Genomic DNA, 18049 nt, shown 5'->3' on the forward strand with positions numbered 1-18049 from the left:
AATGCGAATGATATTTATAGCGTTAGGAGCGCTGATCGTCCTGGGCGGCGGCGGTGCTGGCGCGTATTTTTATTTCTTTCAGCCTGCAGAGGCTTCTGCTGTCGATACGGTTGATGATCATAAAGAAGAGGATAAGAAAAAAGATGATCACAGCGGACATTATGAGTTTGTAGAGCTTGATCCTTTAATTCTTCCGATTGTTGATAATAATGGCGTAAGCCAGACTGTGAATTTGGTGGTTACGCTTGAAGTCGTGGATGCGAAAGCCAGGGCTAAGGTTGAGATGATTACGCCGCGGCTTAAGGATGCTTTCATTCAGGATATGTATGGTGTTCTCAATAAGCATGCGGCGCTCAAGGGCGGCGTTATTCAGGTCGATATTCTGAAGAAGCGCCTTAATGCTGTGAGCGCAAGAGTGGTCGGAGAAGATACGGTGCATGATGTGTTGCTTCAAGTTGTACAACAGCGGCCCATATAAGAATTTAGATCCTTCCGTTTACAGGGTGGAATTCTATCGCGATTTTAAACCTTGATGTGAACCCTCTATACATCAAAAAAACTTTTACCGCCATTTGGGCGGTTTTTTTTGTCCCCTGTTTTTTCGCGAGTTTTAAGTGTGTTTTGTAAAATCGTCTTGCCTTGATGTTTGGGATGGGTACAATTTCGAGTAATCCTTGAACAAATTCAGTAGGTTCTTGGGTGTGTTTATGTGTGATTATTACAAACAACAAGTGAGGGAGGGGATATGTCTTCACTGTTATTGATTACGGTAGCTTGTGGGATTTTGGCGTTGATTTACAGCGCTTTGGCGTCACGGCAAATTATGGCTCAGAGCGCGGGAAATGCGCGTATGCAAGAGATCGCAGGGGCGATTCAGGAAGGTGCGGCGGCGTATCTGGCGCGGCAATATAGAGCGATTGCGGTTGTTGGCACGGCGGTGGCCGGGCTTTTGTATTTGCTGCTTGGTTGGCATGTGGCGATTGGTTTTATTATCGGTGCATTTTTATCGGGGCTGGCCGGTTATAACGGGATGCTTGTTTCTGTTAAGGCGAATGTGCGTACCACGCAAGCGGCAACGGAAAGTCTTGGCAAGGCCCTGAATGTGGCGTTTAAGGCTGGCGCCGTGACCGGGATGCTGGTTGTCGGGTTGGGTCTGCTTGGTGTGACAGGATATTATCTGTATTTGCGTTACAGTCTGGGTTTGAGCGGCCTTGAAGGTGAGGCCGCGATGAGCGCGACGCGTCATGTTCTGGAAGGGCTGGTGGCTCTTGGCTTTGGGGCGTCGTTAATTTCGATTTTTGCGCGTTTGGGTGGAGGAATCTTTACCAAGGGCGCGGATGTCGGCGCGGATCTGGTGGGAAAAGTTGAGGCGGGCATTCCTGAGGATGATCCACGTAATCCGGCGGTAATTGCCGATAATGTCGGTGATAATGTCGGTGACTGTGCCGGAATGGCGGCGGATTTGTTTGAGACCTATGCCGTGACCGTGGTGGCAACGATGTTGATTGCGTTTAGCACGTTTGCTCCGGGGGCGGTTGAGCATATGATGGTTTTGCCACTCTTTATTGGTGCGATCTGTATTTTAGGTTCTGTGGCCGGGACGTTTTTTGTGCGTCTTAATGAGCAAAAAGAAGGTAATGATACAAGCATTATGCGGGCGCTTTACAAGGGCTTTGCGGCGAGTGCAATTTTTTCGGCGTTGTTGATTGCTGTGGCATTGGCGAATATCGGTGTTGATATGGCTGTGCCTTTGGTCGATGGCGGCGTTGTTACTCTTGTGGAGTTGTTTTTGTGCGTTCTTACCGGATTGGTTGTTACGGGGCTGATTATCTGGATTACGGAGTATTATACTTCGACAGACTATCGGCCTGTGCGCACGATTGCGAAGGCGTCGATGACGGGGCACGGGACCAATGTGATCCGCGGATTGGCGATTTCCATGGAGGCAACTGCGTGGCCGGTGCTGGTGATTTGTGGCGGGATTTACGTTGCTTATGATCTGGCGGGATTGTATGGCATTGCGATTTCTGCAACTTCAATGCTTTCACTGGCCGGGATGGTTGTGGCGCTTGATGCCTATGGTCCGGTGACTGACAATGCGGGCGGAATTGCCGAGATGGCGGATCTGCCTGAGGGCGTTCGCAATACGACGGATGCGTTGGATGCGGTCGGCAATACAACGAAGGCTGTAACAAAGGGCTATGCGATTGGCAGTGCCGGTTTGGCCGCGTTGGTGCTTTTCGCCGGTTATACGGAAGAAATTGCGCATTATCTGCCGGAGCTGGCCGACATTCGTTTTGATCTGACTGATCCGTATATTGTGATCGGTTTGTTTCTGGGCGGGTTGTTGCCGTATTTGTTCAGTGCGCTGTCGATGACGGCAGTGGGGCGCGCGGCGGCTTCTGTGGTTATTGAGGTGCGCAGGCAGTTCAAGGAGATTCCGGGTATCATGGAAGGCAAGGCCAAGCCGGAATATGGTACGGCTGTAGACTTGCTGACCAAAGCGGCGATTGGTGAAATGGTTGTGCCATCGCTCTTACCTGTATTGGCTCCGGCTGTTTTGTGGGTTGTCATCTATAAGGTGACGGGCGACATGGCTGCGGCATTCCAATGTCTGGGGGCAATGTTGCTCGGGACGATTGTAACCGGTATTTTTGTGGCAATTTCCATGACGGCCGGTGGCGGTGCGTGGGACAATGCCAAGAAATATATTGAAGACGGTAATTATGGCGGCAAGGGCTCCGATGCTCATAAAGCGGCTGTGACGGGCGATACTGTTGGCGATCCGTATAAGGATACGGCCGGGCCGGCGGTGAATCCGTTGATCAAGATTGCCAATATCGTGGCGATTTTGCTGGTAGCGATTGTGGCGAAATTCGCTACTGGTTCTTAAGCGTTCAGCCTATAACAGAATTTAAGAAAGTCCCGCCGGTTTGGCGGGGCTTTTTTGTTGTATTATTGCTCGCCAGTTTGCGGGTTGAATTTACCCAGATTCCCGAGAAATTGCTGCATAACAGTCGTCTCATTACCGTGGGTTGGGGTTTTTTCTCGTGCATAAGGGATGTTCATGCGCTCGCGGTCGATGTCCTGAATGGCTTCGACAAAGCCTTCCTCATTAAAGGCGACCAAGATGATCCGTTCTTCCACAACCTGAGGGTCGAGAATGCCTCGTTTTTCGGTTTTCTGACCGATGTAATACCAGACATTGGGATCGAATGTTGACTTGCTGGTTGGTGAGCCGAGATTGCGCAAGACATCGGAGCGTGTGCTTTCGTGCGGCGTGATTTGCTGCATCTGAAAATCTTCGACCATGTTGCCGCGCTGGGCGACCATGGGGGTGCAGGCGCTTGTTCCAAGTGTTAGAATCGCAGCTGAAAGGAGAAGCGTTTTTTTCGATATTTGAAGAATCATGGCTGTATCTTTTTATGTTTCATGGGTGGAGATTTATACTATAGTGCGCGCTGAAAAAAAAGAAAACTTATGCTTGCTGAAATGCTTCACCTTTTAATGAGAAGAAATCCATGTAAACAAATGACTCGCGATGTGTATGCGAATGTCTTGGTTTGTGTGCGTCAGCCTAAATTTTATGAAAAATACGGCGTTCCAGATACGTTTGACGGACGGTTTGATCTGATGGTGCTGTTCATTTTTTTGGTTTTCCAGCGGATGCTTGAGGAAGGGCGCGATGAGGCTCTGCACTTTAACCAAGCGCTGTTTGATGTGTGTTTTGAGGATATGGATCAAACATTGCGTGAAATGGGGATTGGCGATATGGGGGTGCCGAAACATATGCGTAAGATGATGAAAGCATTTAACGGGCGGATGCATGCTTATGAACAGGCTTTGACGGATGGGGATTTGGCGGCGGCGTTGCGCAAGAATTTGTATGGCAGCGCGGTGGAGGCAGACGAGAAAAAGATTGCCAAAATGGAGGTAAAAGCGTTAGAAATTCTGGCATTTTTAAAGATACAGGATATGGATGCAATTTTGTCGGGTAAAATTGCGTTTGAGAAGGAATAAGTGAGATGTCAAAAGCGCCGAAAAGAATTTTAGAGACTGAGTGGTCGCATTTGTTTGATGTGGAGGCGATGAACAAGGCTGAGGAGACTTTAACGATTGCCCCTGATGCGTTGGCGTGCGGGCGATTGAGCCAGCGTTTGGGTGTGGAGAGTGTAGATGCTTTGGAGGCTGATATTCGGGTTTCGCACCATGCCGGGGAGATGAGCTATTACATCAAAGGCCAGATTCGCGCCGATGTTACGCAGGCTTGTGTAGTTACTTTGGAGCCGGTGCATAGCCATATTGAGGATGATTTTGAGGCTTGGTACGCGGACCCGGAAGTGGCGGTGTCTATTACCAAGGCGCGTCATGAGAAGTTGAACGAAAAAGGACATGGGGAGCTTCCGATTTTGGATGAGAAGGATGATCCGGAAGCCTTGATTGAGGGCAAAATTGATCTGGGGGAGTTGGTAACGCAATATTTATCTCTTTCTATTAATCCGTATCCGCATGCAGAAGGTGTTGAATTTGAAGAGCTTGAGCGGAAAATGGGAGCTTTAGAGGAAGATGATTTGGTAAAAAATCCGTTTGCGGCGTTAAAAGATTGGAAAGATAAGATTTCTGGCAGTGAAAGCTAAGTCTTGTTCCTAAGCGAAAGAAAATCCTTGCGTTGGGAGGGCAAAGGCTGTAAAAAACGCGCTCAAGTTACTTAAAAGGATAAGAGCTATGGCTGTTCCAAAAAGAAAAACAACAAAGTCTAAGCGTAATATGCGCCGTGCGCATGATGCTTTATCAACTGAGAATTGGGTTGAAGATGCCAATACGGGTGAGCCGAAGCGCCGTCACCATATCGATTTGAAGACCGGTACTTATAAAGGTAAGCAGGTACTTGAAGCGCGCGATTAGGGTCGAGCTTTAAAGGGCTGGCTTTTGTCTGCAAATATTGTCAAAATTGGAAAGCCCTTTCATGAGGGCTTTTGCTTTATCTGAATATCAAGGATTGTTTTCTTGTCTCGTTCGCGAATTATAGCATTGGATGCCATGGGCGGCGATTATGGCCCTGAGAGTGTTATTCCAGGGGCGGTGTTGACGCTGAAGGCGCATCCGCAGCTTGGATTTATACTGTTTGGGGATGAGGGGCAGATTGGGCCGCTTTTGGACAGAGAGTCTGCACTTAAGGCTGTGAGCACGGTTGTTCATACGGAGCATAAAATTCTGAGTAATGAGAAACCTTCGGCTGTCTTGCGGAAGAGCAAGGGGAGTTCGATGCGTCTAGCGATTGAGGCTGTTAAAGAGGGGCGCGCGACGGCTGTTGTGTCTGCGGGCAATACGGGGGCTTTGATGGCGCTGGCGAAGATGGTGCTTACCCCTTTGCCCGGAATTCACCGTCCAGCGATTGCCAGTATTTTTCCGACGCGCCAGAGTGATACGATTATGCTGGATCTGGGAGCAAATGTGCTTGTGGATGCAGAAAATCTGGTGCAGTTTGCGGTTTTGGGCGCTGTGTTTGCTAAATTGCACAAGAATGTGGCTCAGCCGAGTGTGGGGCTGCTTAATGTGGGCTCGGAAGAAATGAAGGGGCCTGATCATGTGCGGGAGGCTGCGGCGATTCTGAGCGAGGTTGAGTTTCCGGGGCATTACTATGGTTTTGTTGAAGGCGATGATATTACCAAAGGCACGGTTGATGTTGTGGTCAGTGATGGGTATGCGGGGAATGTTGCTCTGAAAACGGCGGAAGGCGTGGGGAGTTTGACTACGCATTTGTTTAAAAAGAATGTGATGCGCGATCCTTTAGGGATTTTGGGGAGCATGGTGGCGTATTTTGCGCTGAAACGTTTTCAGCATCAGGTAGATCCGCGCCGCTATAACGGCGGGGTGTTTTTGGGCTTGAACGGTTTGTGTGTCAAAAGCCACGGGGGGTGTGACGCGCTGGCGTTTTCTTCTGCGGTGAAGCTGGCTGCGGAATTGGCGGAGCAGGGTTATGTCGAGATGGTCGGGCGCGAGATTGAGTGTTTGTCAGAACAGAATTTGCTTATTGAATAGGGACGTTTTTTGTGAGTGAAGATAAAAATACCAAAAAGCAAAGTAATAAAAAGAAGCGTAATATTTATTATGCTCTGGTTGGCTGTTTTGCTGGTATGGTTGTCGCATTCTTTTTAAAAGACACACCCTTTGCCTATTTGGTGGCTGTCTTGTTTCCGGTCTTTTTTATATATGATGTTTTGGGTGGGGTCCTTGGAACTAAGTCTTTGATTGGCAAAGAGCGTAAGAAAGAATGGTCCTTTGCTAGAATAGAGCTTATTGTGACTGGTTCTTTCTATATAGGATTTATGCTGCTGTTTACAATTTTGAAAATGTTATAACCTCTGAGAAAAAGAACAATGTCGTTACGCTCCATTATAAAATCAACAGGCGGCTATCTTCCGGAGAAAATCCTGACCAATCAGGATTTGGAGAAGATGGTGGATACGACCGACGAGTGGATCACGCAGCGCAGCGGTATTAAATCCCGGCATATTGCAGCGGACGATCAGACGACGGCGGATTTGGCTACCTTCGCCGGGCGTGCGGCTTTGGAAGCTTCCGGGCTTGAGCCGGGCGAAATTGATGGTGTGATTGTGGCGACAACGACGCCGGATCAGACATTTCCGGCGGTGGCGGTGAAGGTGCAGGCGGCTTTAGAGATTCCAGCCGGGCTGGCTTTTGATGTGCAGGCGGTTTGTAGCGGCTTTATCTATGCGTTGGCAACGGCGGATAATTTTATTAAATGCGGGCAGGCGCGGCGCATTCTGGTGATTGGCGCGGAGAAGCTTTCTTCTATTGTTGATTGGAATGACCGGACGACGTGCGTTTTGTTTGCTGACGGGGCCGGGGCGATTATTCTTGAAGGGCAGGAGAGTGCGGACGATATTTCCGCGCGCGGCATTCACTCCACACATCTTTATGCTGATGGCACGCTTCGTGATTTGCTGTATACCGATGGCGGGCCGTCAAGTACAGGGAGCGCGGGGCATATCGTTATGCAGGGGCGTGAAGTGTTTAAATATGCCGTGTCTTTTATGGCTGACGTGGTGAATGAAGCGCTGGAAGAGAATAATATTACCGCTGATCAGATCGATTGGCTGGTGCCGCATCAGGCCAATATCCGCATTTTAGAGGCTACGGCGAAAAAGCTGGGGTTGCCCATGGATAAGGTTGTGACGACGGTCGATCATCATGGGAATACGTCGGCGGCGTCCATTCCTCTGGCGTTGGATGAAGCCGCCGCCGACGGGCGGATCAAGCAAGGGGATCTTTTGTTGCTGGAAGCAATGGGTGGTGGTTTGACCTGGGGCAGCGCTCTGGTGCGTTTCTAAGTCTTGATCCTGCTGGTGCATTCTTAAGTCTTTAGGCTAGCCCTTTGAAGAAGAATCATTTTTTGGGGTTAAGTTCTTTCCAAATATTGACGCGCTGGTTTTAGGTCGTTAGTCTGAGCTTATTCATGAATTTGGAGTAGAAATCGATGGACAATCGTACGATTACACGCGCGGATCTGGCTGAAGCCGTTTACGAAGAAGTTGGATTATCACGTAATGAATCATCTGATCTGGTGGAAGCTGTGATCGATGAAATTTCCGATGAATTGGTGAAGGGCGAGAATGTAAAAATTTCATCCTTTGGCAGTTTTTCTGTTCGGGAGAAGGGTGAGCGGATTGGCCGCAATCCCAAAACCGGTGTTGATGTTCCGATTTCACCACGTAAAGTTTTGGTGTTCCGGGCGTCTCATGTATTGAAAGACCGCATTAATAGTGGCGAGTAGTCAATTATAGTTAAATAGTCATAAGGAATTTTAGGTATGAATCAGGTCTATTCGCAAAAAGGTCCAATTGTTGAACGCGATGAGCAGGCGGAGGATCTTGCGCATGAAACGGCTGAAAAAATTACCGGTCCTTTGACAGGAAAAGAAGTGGAGCGCGGCCCTGTTAAGCAGCCTAAAACGCGTAAATCGGCTTCTGCGTTTCGGACGATTAGTGAAGTAGCGGATATTCTGGATGTGCAGCAACATGTGTTGCGGTTCTGGGAAACTAAATTTTCGCAAATTCGTCCACTCAAACGTGGCGGCGGGCGGCGTTATTATCGTCCCGAGGATCTGGAGCTTTTGAAGCGGATTCATCATTTGCTTTATACGGAAGGTTATACAATCAAAGGCGTGCAGAAGCTTTTGAAGGAAAAGGGTAAGGCCGGTTTGTTGGAAGACAAACCCGAAGCGCAAAATAATAATGAGCCAAGCGTGAGCGCGTCTGTGAAGGGACAGCTTGCGATGGGGATGTCTTCGAAGCAGCGCAGTGCTTTGCAAAATATGGTTAATGAACTTAAAGAACTTCGTAAAATACTTAAGTCTGAATAAGGCTTGAGGGCTGTGGCTCCTGGTAATTCGCGTTTGCTTTTTCCTGAGCAATCATATAGAAAAATCATTTGCAAGTTTTGGCCATGATCGGAGTGTAGCGTAGCTTGGTAGCGCGTTCGGCTGGGGGCCGAAAGGTCGTGGGTTCAAATCCCGCCACTCCGACCATTTTTTGCATAGCACTCAACTTAATGTAAAATGGGTGTGTTTTATCGGCGGGCTGTAGCGCAGTCTGGTAGCGCGCTTCGTTCGGGACGAAGAGGTCGGAGGTTCAAATCCTCTCAGCCCGACCATCCACTTTTATTTTGTGTTTTCTTGGTTTTTTGATGGCTATAGCTATGGTTTTTGCTCTTGGACATATTAAGATTGAAGATCCGGTGTTCCTGGCGCCGATGTTGGGTATTTCGGATTTGTCGTTTCGCCGGATTGACGATTTTTTTTGAAGCAGGAGAAAGGTTGGCGGCATGATTTTTGTTTATGTGACATATCCATCTGAACAGGATGCAGCGAAAATATCCAAAGCTTTGCTGGAGGACAGGCTGGTGGCGTGCGCGAATATATTTCCAGCGCATCGTTCGCTGTATTGGTGGGAGGGGGTTATTCAGGATGAGACTGAGGTGGCGGTAATTTATAAAACGCGCCGGGAGTTGTTTGAGCCTGTTGAGAAGGCGATTAAGAGTAAACATTCTTATGATGTGCCCTGTATTGTTTCTTTGCCGGTGGAAAAGGCGCAGCAGGATTTTGTGAGCTGGATGCGGGAGCAGGTTCGAACTTAAGATATTGGTATAATAATACCGTAATTTTATCCTTCTGTTTTTATTCATTTTTATTGACATGTCGGTGTATTTGCGCGATAACCACCCGACTTTTTCAATAAGGAATAAAATTATGAGCAAAACTACATCTGCAAAACCCACAGAAGTCGAGAAAAAGTGGATCATTGTTGATGCACAGGATGTTGTGCTGGGCCGTTTGGCCAGCATCATCGCGCTTCGTTTGCGTGGAAAGCATAAGCCAAGTTATACGCCGCATGTTGATGACGGCGATAACGTGATCGTGATTAATGCCGAGAAGGTGCGCTTGACGGGTAAGAAACGTGAAGATGACATCTTTTACTGGCATACAGGTTACCCTGGTGGGATCAAGCAGCGCAGTAAGGGGCAGATTCTCGATGGTCAGCATCCTGAGCGCGTTATTGAGAAGGCCGTGCAGCGAATGTTGCCGAAAGGGCCTTTGGGCTATAAGGTTTTCAGCAATCTGAAAGTCTATGCCGGTAGCGAGCATCCGCACGAGGCGCAAAAGCCTGAAGTGTTTGATGTTGCATCACTGAACCCCAAGAATAAGAGAGGCTAAGCGATATGGCCAAGAAAGAAACTGAAAAGAAAGACGAAGCTGTGAAAGATCTTAAAGATTTGGGCGATGCTGTGAAAGTTGAAGATGTCAAAGCTGAAGCTTCTGCAGCGGATAAAAAGCCTGAAGAAGCGCCTGCAAAGCGTGTGCAAAAGCTGGATAAGCAGGGTCGCGCTTATGCGACCGGGCGCCGGAAAGATGCTGTGGCGCGTGTCTGGATCAAGCCCGGTAGTGGTAAAGTGACCGTGAATGGTCGTGACCAAGCAACTTATTTTGCGCGTCAGACGCAGCGTTTAATTTTGAATCAACCGTTCCTGATTGTGAACAGCGTTGGCAAGTTTGATGTAGTTTGCACTGTGAAGGGCGGCGGTTTGTCCGGTCAGGCGGGCGCTGTACGTCACGGGATTTCCCGCGCGCTTGAGAATTTTGCCCCTGAAATGCGTCCGGCCTTGAAAAAAGCTGGTATGATGACCCGCGATGCGCGGATTGTTGAGCGCAAGAAGGTTGGCAAGCACAAAGCGCGTAGAACGAAACAATGGGCTAAAAGATAATAAATTTGCTCGTACGCTGCGTTATCCTGCGGTCTCGGTGTGCTCACGTATTTTATATACGCTCCGCGCACCTCGCCTTGGATGCCTAGCGTACAAACAAATTGTATTACTTTTACGCTTTATAAGAATTTGTGATCTCCTCTACCAAAGTTCACAAAACAAGAAACGCTCCGGGTAATCTTAATGATTTTTCGGGGCGTTTTTTGTACGTTTACCGGTTATTATAGGTCCCGACCCTAGTTGCTTTTTACCTGCACATAACGTCCCGGGGCGGGTTCGATGGGTGCTTTTATATGGCGGGCTTCGACCTGGCCGCCGGCGTAGTGTTTGATCCATTCCTGCCAGTGTGGCCACCATGATCCGGCGGTTTCTTCAGCATTTTTAAGCCAGTCTTCGGGGCTTTTCGGTGTGTCGTTTGCGCTCCAGAAACAATATTTTTCTTTTGACGGTGGGTTGATAACCCCGGCGATGTGGCCGGAGGCGGCCAGCGTAAAAGTTTTTGGACCGCTCAACATTTGTGTGGTTTCGTAAGTCGCTTTCCACGGGGCAATGTGATCTTCTTTCGTGGAAAGGAAATAGGCCGGGGTTTTGACCTTGCTTACGTCAATTTTTATGCCGTCAATTTCGATGCCGCCGGGGTGGCTGAGCAAATTGTCGCGATACATGTTTTGCAAGTAAAAGCTGTGCATTTTGGCAGGCATATTGGTGGAGTCATCGTTCCAATACAGCAGGTCAAATGGGAAAGGCTCTTTGCCCATCAGGTAGTTATTCACCACGAAGGACCATATAAGATCGTTAGCGCGTAGCAGAGAGAAGGTGCGTTGCAGTTCTTCTGCTTTGAGAACGCCGTGGCGACTCATCATTTCGATCATTTCATCAATTTGTTCATCATCCATGAACAGCTTCATATCGCCAGAATCCTGGAAGTCGACCAGAGTGGTCAGAAAGGTTGTAGAAGCGATGCGTTTTTCCTGTTTTTTGGCTTTGAGCCAGGCCAACGTTGTGGCCAGCAGCGTTCCGCCGAGGCAATAACCAACGGCGTTGCAGTCGGGTTCGCCGGTGATTTTTTTGATCTCATCGAGGGCGGCGATTAGCCCTTCGAACATATAGGCGTCGAAACCTTTTTGCGCCAATTTTGCATCAGGGTTGACCCACGAGATGCAAAAGACCGTATGGCCTTGTTCGACTGCCCAGCGGATAAAGGAGCTTTGTGGCTGGAGGTCCAGAATATAAAACTTATTGATCCAGGGGGGCACAATCAAAAGCGGGCGTTTGAATACGCCGTGCGTTTGCGGTTCATACTGGATCAGTTGCATCAGATCGTTTTCATAAACGACATGCCCGGGGGTGGTGGCTATGTTTTCACCGAGCTTAAAGGCGTCGTAATCGGTGGTGCTGATTTTGAGTTGCCCATTGCCGCGTGCAAAGTCTTCCTGCATGTTTTGTAAGCCGTGGACCAGATTCATGCCACCGGTTTGCAAGGTTTCTTTTAGGACTTCGGGGTTTGTCATGGCGAAGTTTGAGGGAGAGAGGGCATCCATCATCAGTTTGCTGGTGAAGGTGAGTTTTCTTTTTTCGTTTTCTGAGAGGCCTTCCGCGTTTTCGATATTTTGTTCTACAAAATTGCAAGCGAGCAGGTAGTATTGTTTTATAAAGTCGAAGAAGACGCTGTCATTCCAACTGTCATCACGGAAGCGGCGATCGCTTTTTTGCGGTTTAATTACGGGTTTGCTTTCTTGTCCCCACATTTTGTTCATGCTGGATTGCCAGAGCTGGGCTTGTTTTTGTGCATAGGTTATTTGCAAATCCCAGAATTTTAGTGGGTCTGTGGCCATTGCGTTTATAAGGTGTGCGCCGGCGCTTCCAACATTCATCGGGTCGGGATCAAAAGAGGGAAGTTCTGCCGAGGGGGGTGTTTGCCCCATTTTTTGCAGCATATCCATGAAGAGCGGCTGGGATTGCTGGTAAGCATTCATCAGGGCTTGCGACAGGGCGACGGGATCGGGGAGCGTTTCGATCTGTCGCTGAAGTGCTTTTCGCGCTGCGGCATTGTTGTCGTTTTGGGGCGCTTTTTGTGCGTTTTTATTTTTGGACATGTTGTAATCGACCTGAACCATTGTCTAACCATTTTTGATTAAGTGGATGAGAACGCAGCAAAAATAAAGGGCAATATAGCGGAAATAATGCTGAAAAGCGATAAAAAAATGCTGCATGATTCGCGAGGGGCGCCGCGAAAATACCGGGGGTAAAAATAGCTTTTGGGTTCAGCGGGCTTGTAAAAGGGCGAGAAATTTCTGATCATGATTTCATTGTTTAAGTTTAGAGTTTACTGATTAAATTTATGATGCAGCATCGCTTTTATCTTTCCCGTTTTCTTTGCATATCTTGTGCCAGTTTTGCACTGGTAGGGTGTTCATATTTCAACACGGAACCGGGGAGGCCGATTTTAGAAATGCCTCAATCTGAGGAAGTGGTTGAATACTCGGATCGATTTGTTGATTTGTCATCGGTTGTTTATGAGAACACGGGCGGGCGTGTACAGCTTTTTGATCTGGATGAGCACGTGCCTGCTCCTGCTTACCAGCCTGTTGCCTCGGTAGAGATGGATGCAATGGAAATTGCGCCTGCGACGGTTATGCCTGTTGGGCAGGTTTATGCCACAATGCCTTTTGGCTCTATTGTTTCCGCTGATCCGAGTGTAGAGATTTTCCCGTTTGAAGACATGACACCTGTGCCTGTAAGTGCGCAAATGGCGCGGCCTTACGCTTCGTCTTTACGCGGCGAAGGTTATGTTGCGGTTGGTGCGTCTGATCGTGACACGGTGGTTGTGTATTTCGGTCATGATTCTGCAACGCTGAACCAAAAGGGTTTGGCGAAAGTTTCCAGAGTGGCTGAAGCGTTTAATGCGGCGTCGGGGATCGGGCTTACGGTTGAGGGGCATGCGAGCGTGATGGCAAATTATAATTCGGCAGCGCAGCGTAAGGTTGTTAATCTTAAAATTTCTATGGATCGGGCGTTTGCTGTGGCACGCGCATTGATTGATAAAGGTGTTCCTGCGGACTTTATCCGGGTGATGGCGTGGGGTGATGCAAAGCCTGCTCAAAATCTGGATGGAAAAACACCAGAAGAAGCAGCGCGGCGGGTTGAAATTTCTCGTTAATTGCTTCACGTATAGATTTAATAAACAATTTGAAAGGTTGAGATGATGGCTGGAGCAGAGCAAGCGCCGTTGCGTTTGGGAATAGCCGGGCTGGGGACAGTCGGGGTCGGTGTGGTTAAGATTATTCAAGTGCACGGTGATTTGCTTGCGCGCCGGGCCGGGCGGCCTGTGAAGATTATGGCTGTGAGCGCGCGCGACGCGAATAAAGATCGTGGTGTTGATTTGTCAGGATATGCGTGGGTCGATAATGCATTGGCGTTGGCTGGGCGCGCAGATATCGATGTGATCGTTGAACTGATCGGCGGTAGCGACGGCACGGCGAAAGAGCTTGTAGAGCGCTCTTTGGCCACAGGGAAGCATGTGGTGACAGCCAATAAGGCATTGCTCGCGCATCATGGTGCTGCTTTGGCACAGTTGGCGGAAGAAAATAACGTTGCCCTTACATATGAAGCGGCCGTGGCGGGGGGCGTTCCAATTATCAAGGCCATGCGTGAAGGGTTTGCGGGAAATGCTATTCATGCGGTTTACGGCATTTTGAACGGAACATGCAATTATATGCTTACGGCGATGCGTGAGACGGGGCGCGATTTTGATGTGATCTTGAAAGAGGCGCAGGAGGCCGGGTATGCGGAAGCCGATCCGAGCTTTGATATTGACGGGATTGATGCGGGGCATAAGTTGGCGCTGCTTTCGGCGATTGCCTTCGGTGTGCGGCTTGATTTTGAGAATTTGAAGATTGAGGGTATTCGCAAGATTACGGCGGATGATATTGCGGCGGCTGACGAGCTTGGCTACCGAATCAAGCTTCTGGGGATTGCAAAGCGTTTAAATGGGCAGGTGATGCAGGTTTTGGAGCCTTGCCTTGTACCGCGCTCTAACCCTCTTGGCATGGTTGAAGATGTGTATAATGCGGTCTATGTCGATTGTGATGCGGCCCAGACATCGTTGCTGACCGGTAAGGGTGCGGGGGAAGGGCCGACGGCTTCGGCGGTAATGGCTGATATTGTTGATCTGGCGCGCGGGCACGTTATTCCCGCTTTTGGTGTGCCTGCTCAGGCTCTTGAGGTGGCAAACTGGATGCCGATTGACGACATACGCGGCATGTATTATCTGCGGTTGCAGGTGCTTGATAAGCCTGGTGTTCTGGCGGATGTTTCGGCGATTTTGCGTGATTATGGCGTTTCGGTTGAGGCGATTATTCAGCGTTGCCGCGACCCGCATCAGCCGGTGCCGCTGGTTCTGACCACGCATGAAGTGCGTCATGGCGATATGCAGGCGGCATGTACGGCGTTTGGGAAATTGGAGACGGTTGTTGATGAGCCTTGCTTGATGCGGATTGAGACGTTAAGTTAGGGCGCGCTAATAGAAGGGTATAATTATGACGCAAGTACGGAAAGCAGAAAACATGGCCGAACTCGATAATCTTATGGGTAGAAATCTTGCGCTTGAGGTGGTGCGGGTGACTGAAGCGGCGGCGCTGGCGGCTTCGAAGCTCGTGGGGCGCGGCGATAAGGTTATGGCTGATCAGGTGGCGGTGGATGCGATGCGCGATGCGTTCAATGGCTTGCATATTCGTGGAACGATCGTTATCGGCGAGGGTGAGCGCGATGAAGCGCCGATGCTTTATATCGGTGAAGAGGTTGGTGATGGGCATGGTCCTGAGATTGATATTGCGCTTGATCCTCTGGAAGGCACAGATATTACTGCGGCTGGCGGGCCGAATGCACTGGCTGTTGTGGCGATGACGGATAAGGGTGGTTTTTTGAATGCGCCCGATACGTATATGGACAAGATTGCGGTCGGGCCGGGGATTGATCCGAATATTTTGGATCTGGACGCGCCGATTGGTGATGTGTTGGTCAGGCTGGCCAAGGAAAAAGATGGCGAAGTGAATGATTTGAATGTGTGTATTCTTGATCGTCCGCGTCATGTGGATTTGATCAGGGATGTGCGCACTGCCGGGGCGCGGATTACGTTGATTGGTGATGGTGACGTGAGCGCGGTGATTGCGACGACTGATCCGGATACCGGTATTGATATGTATGTTGGCAATGGCGGTGCGCCTGAGGGCGTTTTGGCGGCGGCGGCGTTGCAGTGCATTGGCGGTTCAATGCTGGGGCGTTTGGTCTTCCATACGGATGTTGAGCGTGAGCGGGCGGCTAAATGGGAGATTACCGATCTGGATAAGATATACACAACTGATGATCTGGCCAAGGGCGATAATGTGATGTTTGCGGCCACAGGCGTGACGGACGGAACTATGCTGCGCGGCGTGCGGCGCTATCCTGGCGGCGCGAAGACAAGCTCGATCATTATGCGTTCGAAGTCGGGGACAGTGCGCCGGGTTGAGGCGACGCATAATTTACGCCGTAAGACGTGGCTAAAATCTATTTAAGCGGCATCACATTCCGGTTTTGAATGAAACTGGTGGGCAATAGCCACTTTGGGAATGTTGTTGGATATGTCTTTTTCTTCTGCAAGACTTAGCCAGTGTTTTTTTGCTTCTATTTTAAAGGTTATAGCTGTGGCTTGGTTTTGTTTAGGGCGCTTTGAGTTCTGCATTGGTGTAGAAAGTCGTACACCGTTTTCGTAGTTTCTGCTGGTTAGAGCTGTACATACTTTAGCGATTTCATCAGACGATGTTTGTGTGGAGAAAAAGATAGTCAGGGCGCGGGGTGTCGTGGTCATAATATTGTTTCCGTAATGATTTTTGGGTTTTATAGCTATATTTATATGAAAAATCAATATTTTTTTGCCTTTAATTTATGTCCATCCATGTTTATTCGTGGTTAAATCTTTTTTATGGAATCTTTGTCTTTGAATAAAGCGCATTGGGTGCGGCCGGATGTTGATTTGGGCGCTGTGGAGCGCGTTGCGCGGGCGTATGATTTGCCGGAGGTGGTTGCGCGGATGCTTTTGCAGCGCGGTGTGGAGCCTGATGATATTCCCGGTTTTTTGAATCCCACTTTGCGGGAGCATTTTCCTGATCCGTTTGCGATGGCGGATATGGGTGGGCTAGCGGAATTTGTTGCCGAGGCTATTCAAGATGGCCGCAAGATTGCGATTTTTGGGGATTTTGACGTGGATGGGGCGACGTCTTCGGCGCTGCTTTATCGTTTCCTTAAACATTGCGGGGTGGAGGCACCGATTTATATACCCGACCGGCTGACCGAAGGTTATGGGCCGAATGTCGAGGCGTTACGGTCACTAAAAGACGCAGGCGCGGAGATTGTGTTCTTGCTGGACTGTGGAACGACGGCGTTTGATGTGGTACAGGCAGGGGCCGAGATGGGGCTGGAGATTCTGATTTTGGATCATCATGAGGCGGAAACGGACTTGCCGCAGGCGCGTTATGTGATCAATCCGAAGCGCAAAGACGATGCAGCGGGGCTGGCGGTGTTGGCGGCGGTCGGCGTGACATTTATGGCCTGCGTGGCGATCAACAAGGTTTTGCGTGAGGCTGGTTTTTTTGCAGGTGATGAAGCGCCATTGAAGTCATGGCTGGATATTGTGGCGTTGGGCACGGTGTGTGACATGGTGCCGTTGACCGGGGTGAACCGGTTGTTGGTGCGTCAGGGGTTCGCGCAGATGCAGGCCAGTGAGAATGTGGGTTTGAATGCGTTGATTGAGGTTTCGGGCATTAAGGGTGGCATTGAGCCGTATCATGCCGGATTTGTGCTGGGGCCGCGGATTAATGCGGGCAGCAGAGTGCATAAATCGGATACGGGCGCGAAGTTGTTGTCTTGTGATGATCCGGGTGATGCCAGCGATATGGCGTGGTTGCTTAATGATTGCAATGACAAGCGCAAAGCGTTGCAGGTGGAGATGGAGCGTGAGGCGATTGCGCAAGTTGAAGCGCGGGGGCTTGATCAAAATCCGGTAATTTTTGTTTCAGGGGAAGGCTGGCATACAGGGCTTAGCGGTCTGGTGGCTGGGCGTTTGAAGGAAAAATACGGCAAGCCTGCTTGTGTGGTGGCATTTGTAAAAAATGAACGCGGTGAGATTGAAGGACGCGGTTCCGGGCGTTCTGTTTCCGGTGTGCATTTGGCCCGTGCCTTTATTGATGCGCGAAATGAGGGGATCATTGAAAAGGGCGGTGGGCATGCGATGGCCGGCGGTTTTACGATTGGTAGAGACCGGATCGAAGATTTTGAGGTGTTTTTAGACAAGCATATTGCCGGGCAGGTTGAAAGCGGGCAGAGCGCGGTTGAAACGGTCGTTGACGGTGTGCTTACGGTGCGTGGGGCGAAAACCGATCTGGTGCGGTTGGTGCATGATTTTGTTGGACCATTTGGACAGGAGGCGCCGGAACCTGTTTTTCTGTTTCAGAATGTACGAGTGCATAGTGCGGATGTGGTTGGTGAGACGCATATTCGGGTCATGATTTCGGACTGGGAAGGCGGTAGCCGTATGAAAGCCATGGCGTTTCGGAGCGTTGGCACGCCGCTTGGTGAAGCTTTGCTCAAGCAGGGAAAAGCGGCGTTTGATATTCTTGGTATGCTGAAAATTGATACTTGGGGCGGGCAGGAGAGGGTTGAGATGCATATCAAAGATGCGGCTTTGGCGCTTGAAATGCTTGCGGAAAAATTTGTTATGCTATAGTCT

Annotated in this window: 20 protein-coding genes and 2 tRNA genes; 19 read left to right on the plus strand and 3 right to left on the minus strand. The window is 49.6% G+C overall.

Annotation, left to right across the window (positions count from 1 at the left end; genetic code table 11):
* Position 1 precedes the first annotated feature (1 nt).
* Both H6859_02350 and H6859_02355 read left to right on the plus strand, forming a co-directional pair.
* Complete coding sequence (locus H6859_02350) at positions 2-478, plus strand: flagellar basal body-associated FliL family protein (GenBank protein USO06062.1); 477 nt, start codon at positions 2-4, stop codon at positions 476-478.
* A gap of 267 nt (positions 479-745) precedes the next feature.
* Entirely contained in the window at positions 746-2893 is a 2148-nt protein-coding gene (locus H6859_02355) for a sodium-translocating pyrophosphatase (GenBank protein ID USO06063.1), read from the plus strand.
* 62 nt (positions 2894-2955) lie between these two features.
* Here the strand turns inward: H6859_02355 and H6859_02360 are convergent, their stop codons facing one another.
* Positions 2956-3411: an outer membrane protein assembly factor BamE gene (locus tag H6859_02360; GenBank protein ID USO06064.1), complete on the minus strand. Its 456-nt coding sequence runs from the start codon at positions 3409-3411 to the stop codon at positions 2956-2958.
* A 120-nt stretch (positions 3412-3531) separates the two neighbouring features.
* Between H6859_02360 and H6859_02365 the strand changes: the two genes are divergently transcribed.
* The 13 genes from H6859_02365 (at position 3532) to rpsI (ending at position 10284) form a co-directional block, all read left to right on the plus strand.
* Positions 3532-4020 carry a ubiquinol-cytochrome C chaperone family protein gene (locus H6859_02365; protein ID USO06065.1) on the plus strand — a complete coding sequence of 163 codons (489 nt, stop codon included), beginning with the start codon at positions 3532-3534 and terminating at the stop codon, positions 4018-4020.
* Positions 4021-4025: 5 nt separating this feature from the next.
* Positions 4026-4637: a DUF177 domain-containing protein gene (locus H6859_02370; protein USO06066.1), complete on the plus strand. Its 612-nt coding sequence runs from the start codon at positions 4026-4028 to the stop codon at positions 4635-4637.
* An 88-nt stretch (positions 4638-4725) separates the two neighbouring features.
* Entirely contained in the window at positions 4726-4905 is a 180-nt protein-coding gene (locus H6859_02375) for a 50S ribosomal protein L32 (GenBank protein USO06067.1), read from the plus strand.
* Positions 4906-5007: 102 nt separating this feature from the next.
* Positions 5008-6042, plus strand: a complete 1035-nt coding sequence (gene plsX, locus H6859_02380; GenBank protein ID USO06068.1) for a phosphate acyltransferase PlsX — start codon at positions 5008-5010, stop codon at positions 6040-6042.
* A gap of 11 nt (positions 6043-6053) precedes the next feature.
* Complete coding sequence (locus H6859_02385; protein ID USO06069.1) at positions 6054-6362, plus strand: PigN domain-containing protein; 309 nt, start codon at positions 6054-6056, stop codon at positions 6360-6362.
* A gap of 18 nt (positions 6363-6380) precedes the next feature.
* The gene (locus H6859_02390) at positions 6381-7355 is read left to right on the plus strand and encodes a ketoacyl-ACP synthase III (GenBank protein USO06070.1); all 975 of its coding nucleotides are present in this window, start codon (positions 6381-6383) and stop codon (positions 7353-7355) included.
* Between the two features lie 146 nt (positions 7356-7501).
* On the plus strand, positions 7502-7798 hold the full coding sequence (locus H6859_02395) for an integration host factor subunit alpha (protein USO06071.1): 297 nt from the start codon (positions 7502-7504) through the stop codon (positions 7796-7798).
* Between the two features lie 36 nt (positions 7799-7834).
* The gene (locus tag H6859_02400; GenBank protein USO06072.1) at positions 7835-8386 is read left to right on the plus strand and encodes a MerR family transcriptional regulator; all 552 of its coding nucleotides are present in this window, start codon (positions 7835-7837) and stop codon (positions 8384-8386) included.
* 88 nt (positions 8387-8474) lie between these two features.
* A tRNA-Pro gene (locus tag H6859_02405) sits at positions 8475-8551 on the plus strand.
* A gap of 48 nt (positions 8552-8599) precedes the next feature.
* A tRNA-Pro gene (locus H6859_02410) sits at positions 8600-8676 on the plus strand.
* 171 nt (positions 8677-8847) lie between these two features.
* Positions 8848-9159: a divalent-cation tolerance protein CutA gene (locus tag H6859_02415; protein ID USO06073.1), complete on the plus strand. Its 312-nt coding sequence runs from the start codon at positions 8848-8850 to the stop codon at positions 9157-9159.
* Between the two features lie 112 nt (positions 9160-9271).
* Positions 9272-9736 (plus strand): 50S ribosomal protein L13, encoded by a 465-nt coding sequence (gene rplM / locus H6859_02420; GenBank protein USO06074.1) that lies wholly within the window; start codon positions 9272-9274, stop codon positions 9734-9736.
* A gap of 5 nt (positions 9737-9741) precedes the next feature.
* The gene (gene rpsI, locus H6859_02425; protein USO06075.1) at positions 9742-10284 is read left to right on the plus strand and encodes a 30S ribosomal protein S9; all 543 of its coding nucleotides are present in this window, start codon (positions 9742-9744) and stop codon (positions 10282-10284) included.
* Positions 10285-10520: 236 nt separating this feature from the next.
* On the opposite strand, the gene phaC is transcribed toward rpsI, so the two are convergent.
* Positions 10521-12380 (minus strand): class I poly(R)-hydroxyalkanoic acid synthase, encoded by a 1860-nt coding sequence (phaC, locus tag H6859_02430; protein USO06076.1) that lies wholly within the window; start codon positions 12378-12380, stop codon positions 10521-10523.
* Positions 12381-12736: 356 nt separating this feature from the next.
* On the opposite strand from phaC, the gene H6859_02435 reads away from it, so the two are divergent.
* From H6859_02435 to glpX, 3 genes are all read left to right on the plus strand, one after another.
* A complete protein-coding gene (locus tag H6859_02435; GenBank protein USO06077.1) occupies positions 12737-13444 on the plus strand; it encodes an OmpA family protein in 708 nt (235 codons plus the stop codon).
* A gap of 45 nt (positions 13445-13489) precedes the next feature.
* A complete protein-coding gene (locus H6859_02440; GenBank protein USO06078.1) occupies positions 13490-14797 on the plus strand; it encodes a homoserine dehydrogenase in 1308 nt (435 codons plus the stop codon).
* A 73-nt stretch (positions 14798-14870) separates the two neighbouring features.
* Positions 14871-15839, plus strand: coding sequence for a class II fructose-bisphosphatase (gene glpX / locus H6859_02445; GenBank protein USO06668.1), 969 nt, complete (start codon positions 14871-14873; stop codon positions 15837-15839).
* Here glpX and H6859_02450 read toward each other — a convergent pair.
* The gene (locus H6859_02450; GenBank protein ID USO06079.1) at positions 15836-16132 is read right to left on the minus strand and encodes a hypothetical protein; all 297 of its coding nucleotides are present in this window, start codon (positions 16130-16132) and stop codon (positions 15836-15838) included. The two genes, glpX and H6859_02450, sit on opposite strands and share 4 nt — an antisense overlap.
* A gap of 114 nt (positions 16133-16246) precedes the next feature.
* On the opposite strand from H6859_02450, the gene recJ reads away from it, so the two are divergent.
* Complete coding sequence (gene recJ / locus H6859_02455; GenBank protein ID USO06080.1) at positions 16247-18046, plus strand: single-stranded-DNA-specific exonuclease RecJ; 1800 nt, start codon at positions 16247-16249, stop codon at positions 18044-18046.
* Positions 18047-18049: the final 3 nt, after the last annotated feature.

The sequence above is a fragment of the Rhodospirillales bacterium genome (assembly GCA_023898785.1).
Lineage (GTDB): Bacteria > Pseudomonadota > Alphaproteobacteria > Micavibrionales > Micavibrionaceae > TMED27.

Bases quoted from the DNA above. Each gene is read 5' to 3' on its own strand.
- phaC (USO06076.1), bottom strand. From the start codon at position 12,380: ATGTCCAAAAATAAAAACGCACAAAAAGCGCCCCAAAACGACAACAAT.
- recJ (USO06080.1), top strand. From the start codon at position 16,247: ATGGAATCTTTGTCTTTGAATAAAGCGCATTGGGTGCGGCCGGATGTT.
- H6859_02390 (USO06070.1), top strand. From the start codon at position 6,381: ATGTCGTTACGCTCCATTATAAAATCAACAGGCGGCTATCTTCCGGAG.
- H6859_02395 (USO06071.1), top strand. From the start codon at position 7,502: ATGGACAATCGTACGATTACACGCGCGGATCTGGCTGAAGCCGTTTAC.
- H6859_02350 (USO06062.1), top strand. From the start codon at position 2: ATGCGAATGATATTTATAGCGTTAGGAGCGCTGATCGTCCTGGGCGGC.
- H6859_02415 (USO06073.1), top strand. From the start codon at position 8,848: ATGATTTTTGTTTATGTGACATATCCATCTGAACAGGATGCAGCGAAA.
- H6859_02370 (USO06066.1), top strand. From the start codon at position 4,026: ATGTCAAAAGCGCCGAAAAGAATTTTAGAGACTGAGTGGTCGCATTTG.
- H6859_02440 (USO06078.1), top strand. From the start codon at position 13,490: ATGGCTGGAGCAGAGCAAGCGCCGTTGCGTTTGGGAATAGCCGGGCTG.
- H6859_02355 (USO06063.1), top strand. From the start codon at position 746: ATGTCTTCACTGTTATTGATTACGGTAGCTTGTGGGATTTTGGCGTTG.
- H6859_02360 (USO06064.1), bottom strand. From the start codon at position 3,411: ATGATTCTTCAAATATCGAAAAAAACGCTTCTCCTTTCAGCTGCGATT.
- H6859_02400 (USO06072.1), top strand. From the start codon at position 7,835: ATGAATCAGGTCTATTCGCAAAAAGGTCCAATTGTTGAACGCGATGAG.
- H6859_02435 (USO06077.1), top strand. From the start codon at position 12,737: ATGCCTCAATCTGAGGAAGTGGTTGAATACTCGGATCGATTTGTTGAT.
- H6859_02375 (USO06067.1), top strand. From the start codon at position 4,726: ATGGCTGTTCCAAAAAGAAAAACAACAAAGTCTAAGCGTAATATGCGC.
- rplM (USO06074.1), top strand. From the start codon at position 9,272: ATGAGCAAAACTACATCTGCAAAACCCACAGAAGTCGAGAAAAAGTGG.
- H6859_02365 (USO06065.1), top strand. From the start codon at position 3,532: ATGACTCGCGATGTGTATGCGAATGTCTTGGTTTGTGTGCGTCAGCCT.
- rpsI (USO06075.1), top strand. From the start codon at position 9,742: ATGGCCAAGAAAGAAACTGAAAAGAAAGACGAAGCTGTGAAAGATCTT.
- H6859_02450 (USO06079.1), bottom strand. From the start codon at position 16,132: ATGACCACGACACCCCGCGCCCTGACTATCTTTTTCTCCACACAAACA.
- glpX (USO06668.1), top strand. From the start codon at position 14,871: ATGGGTAGAAATCTTGCGCTTGAGGTGGTGCGGGTGACTGAAGCGGCG.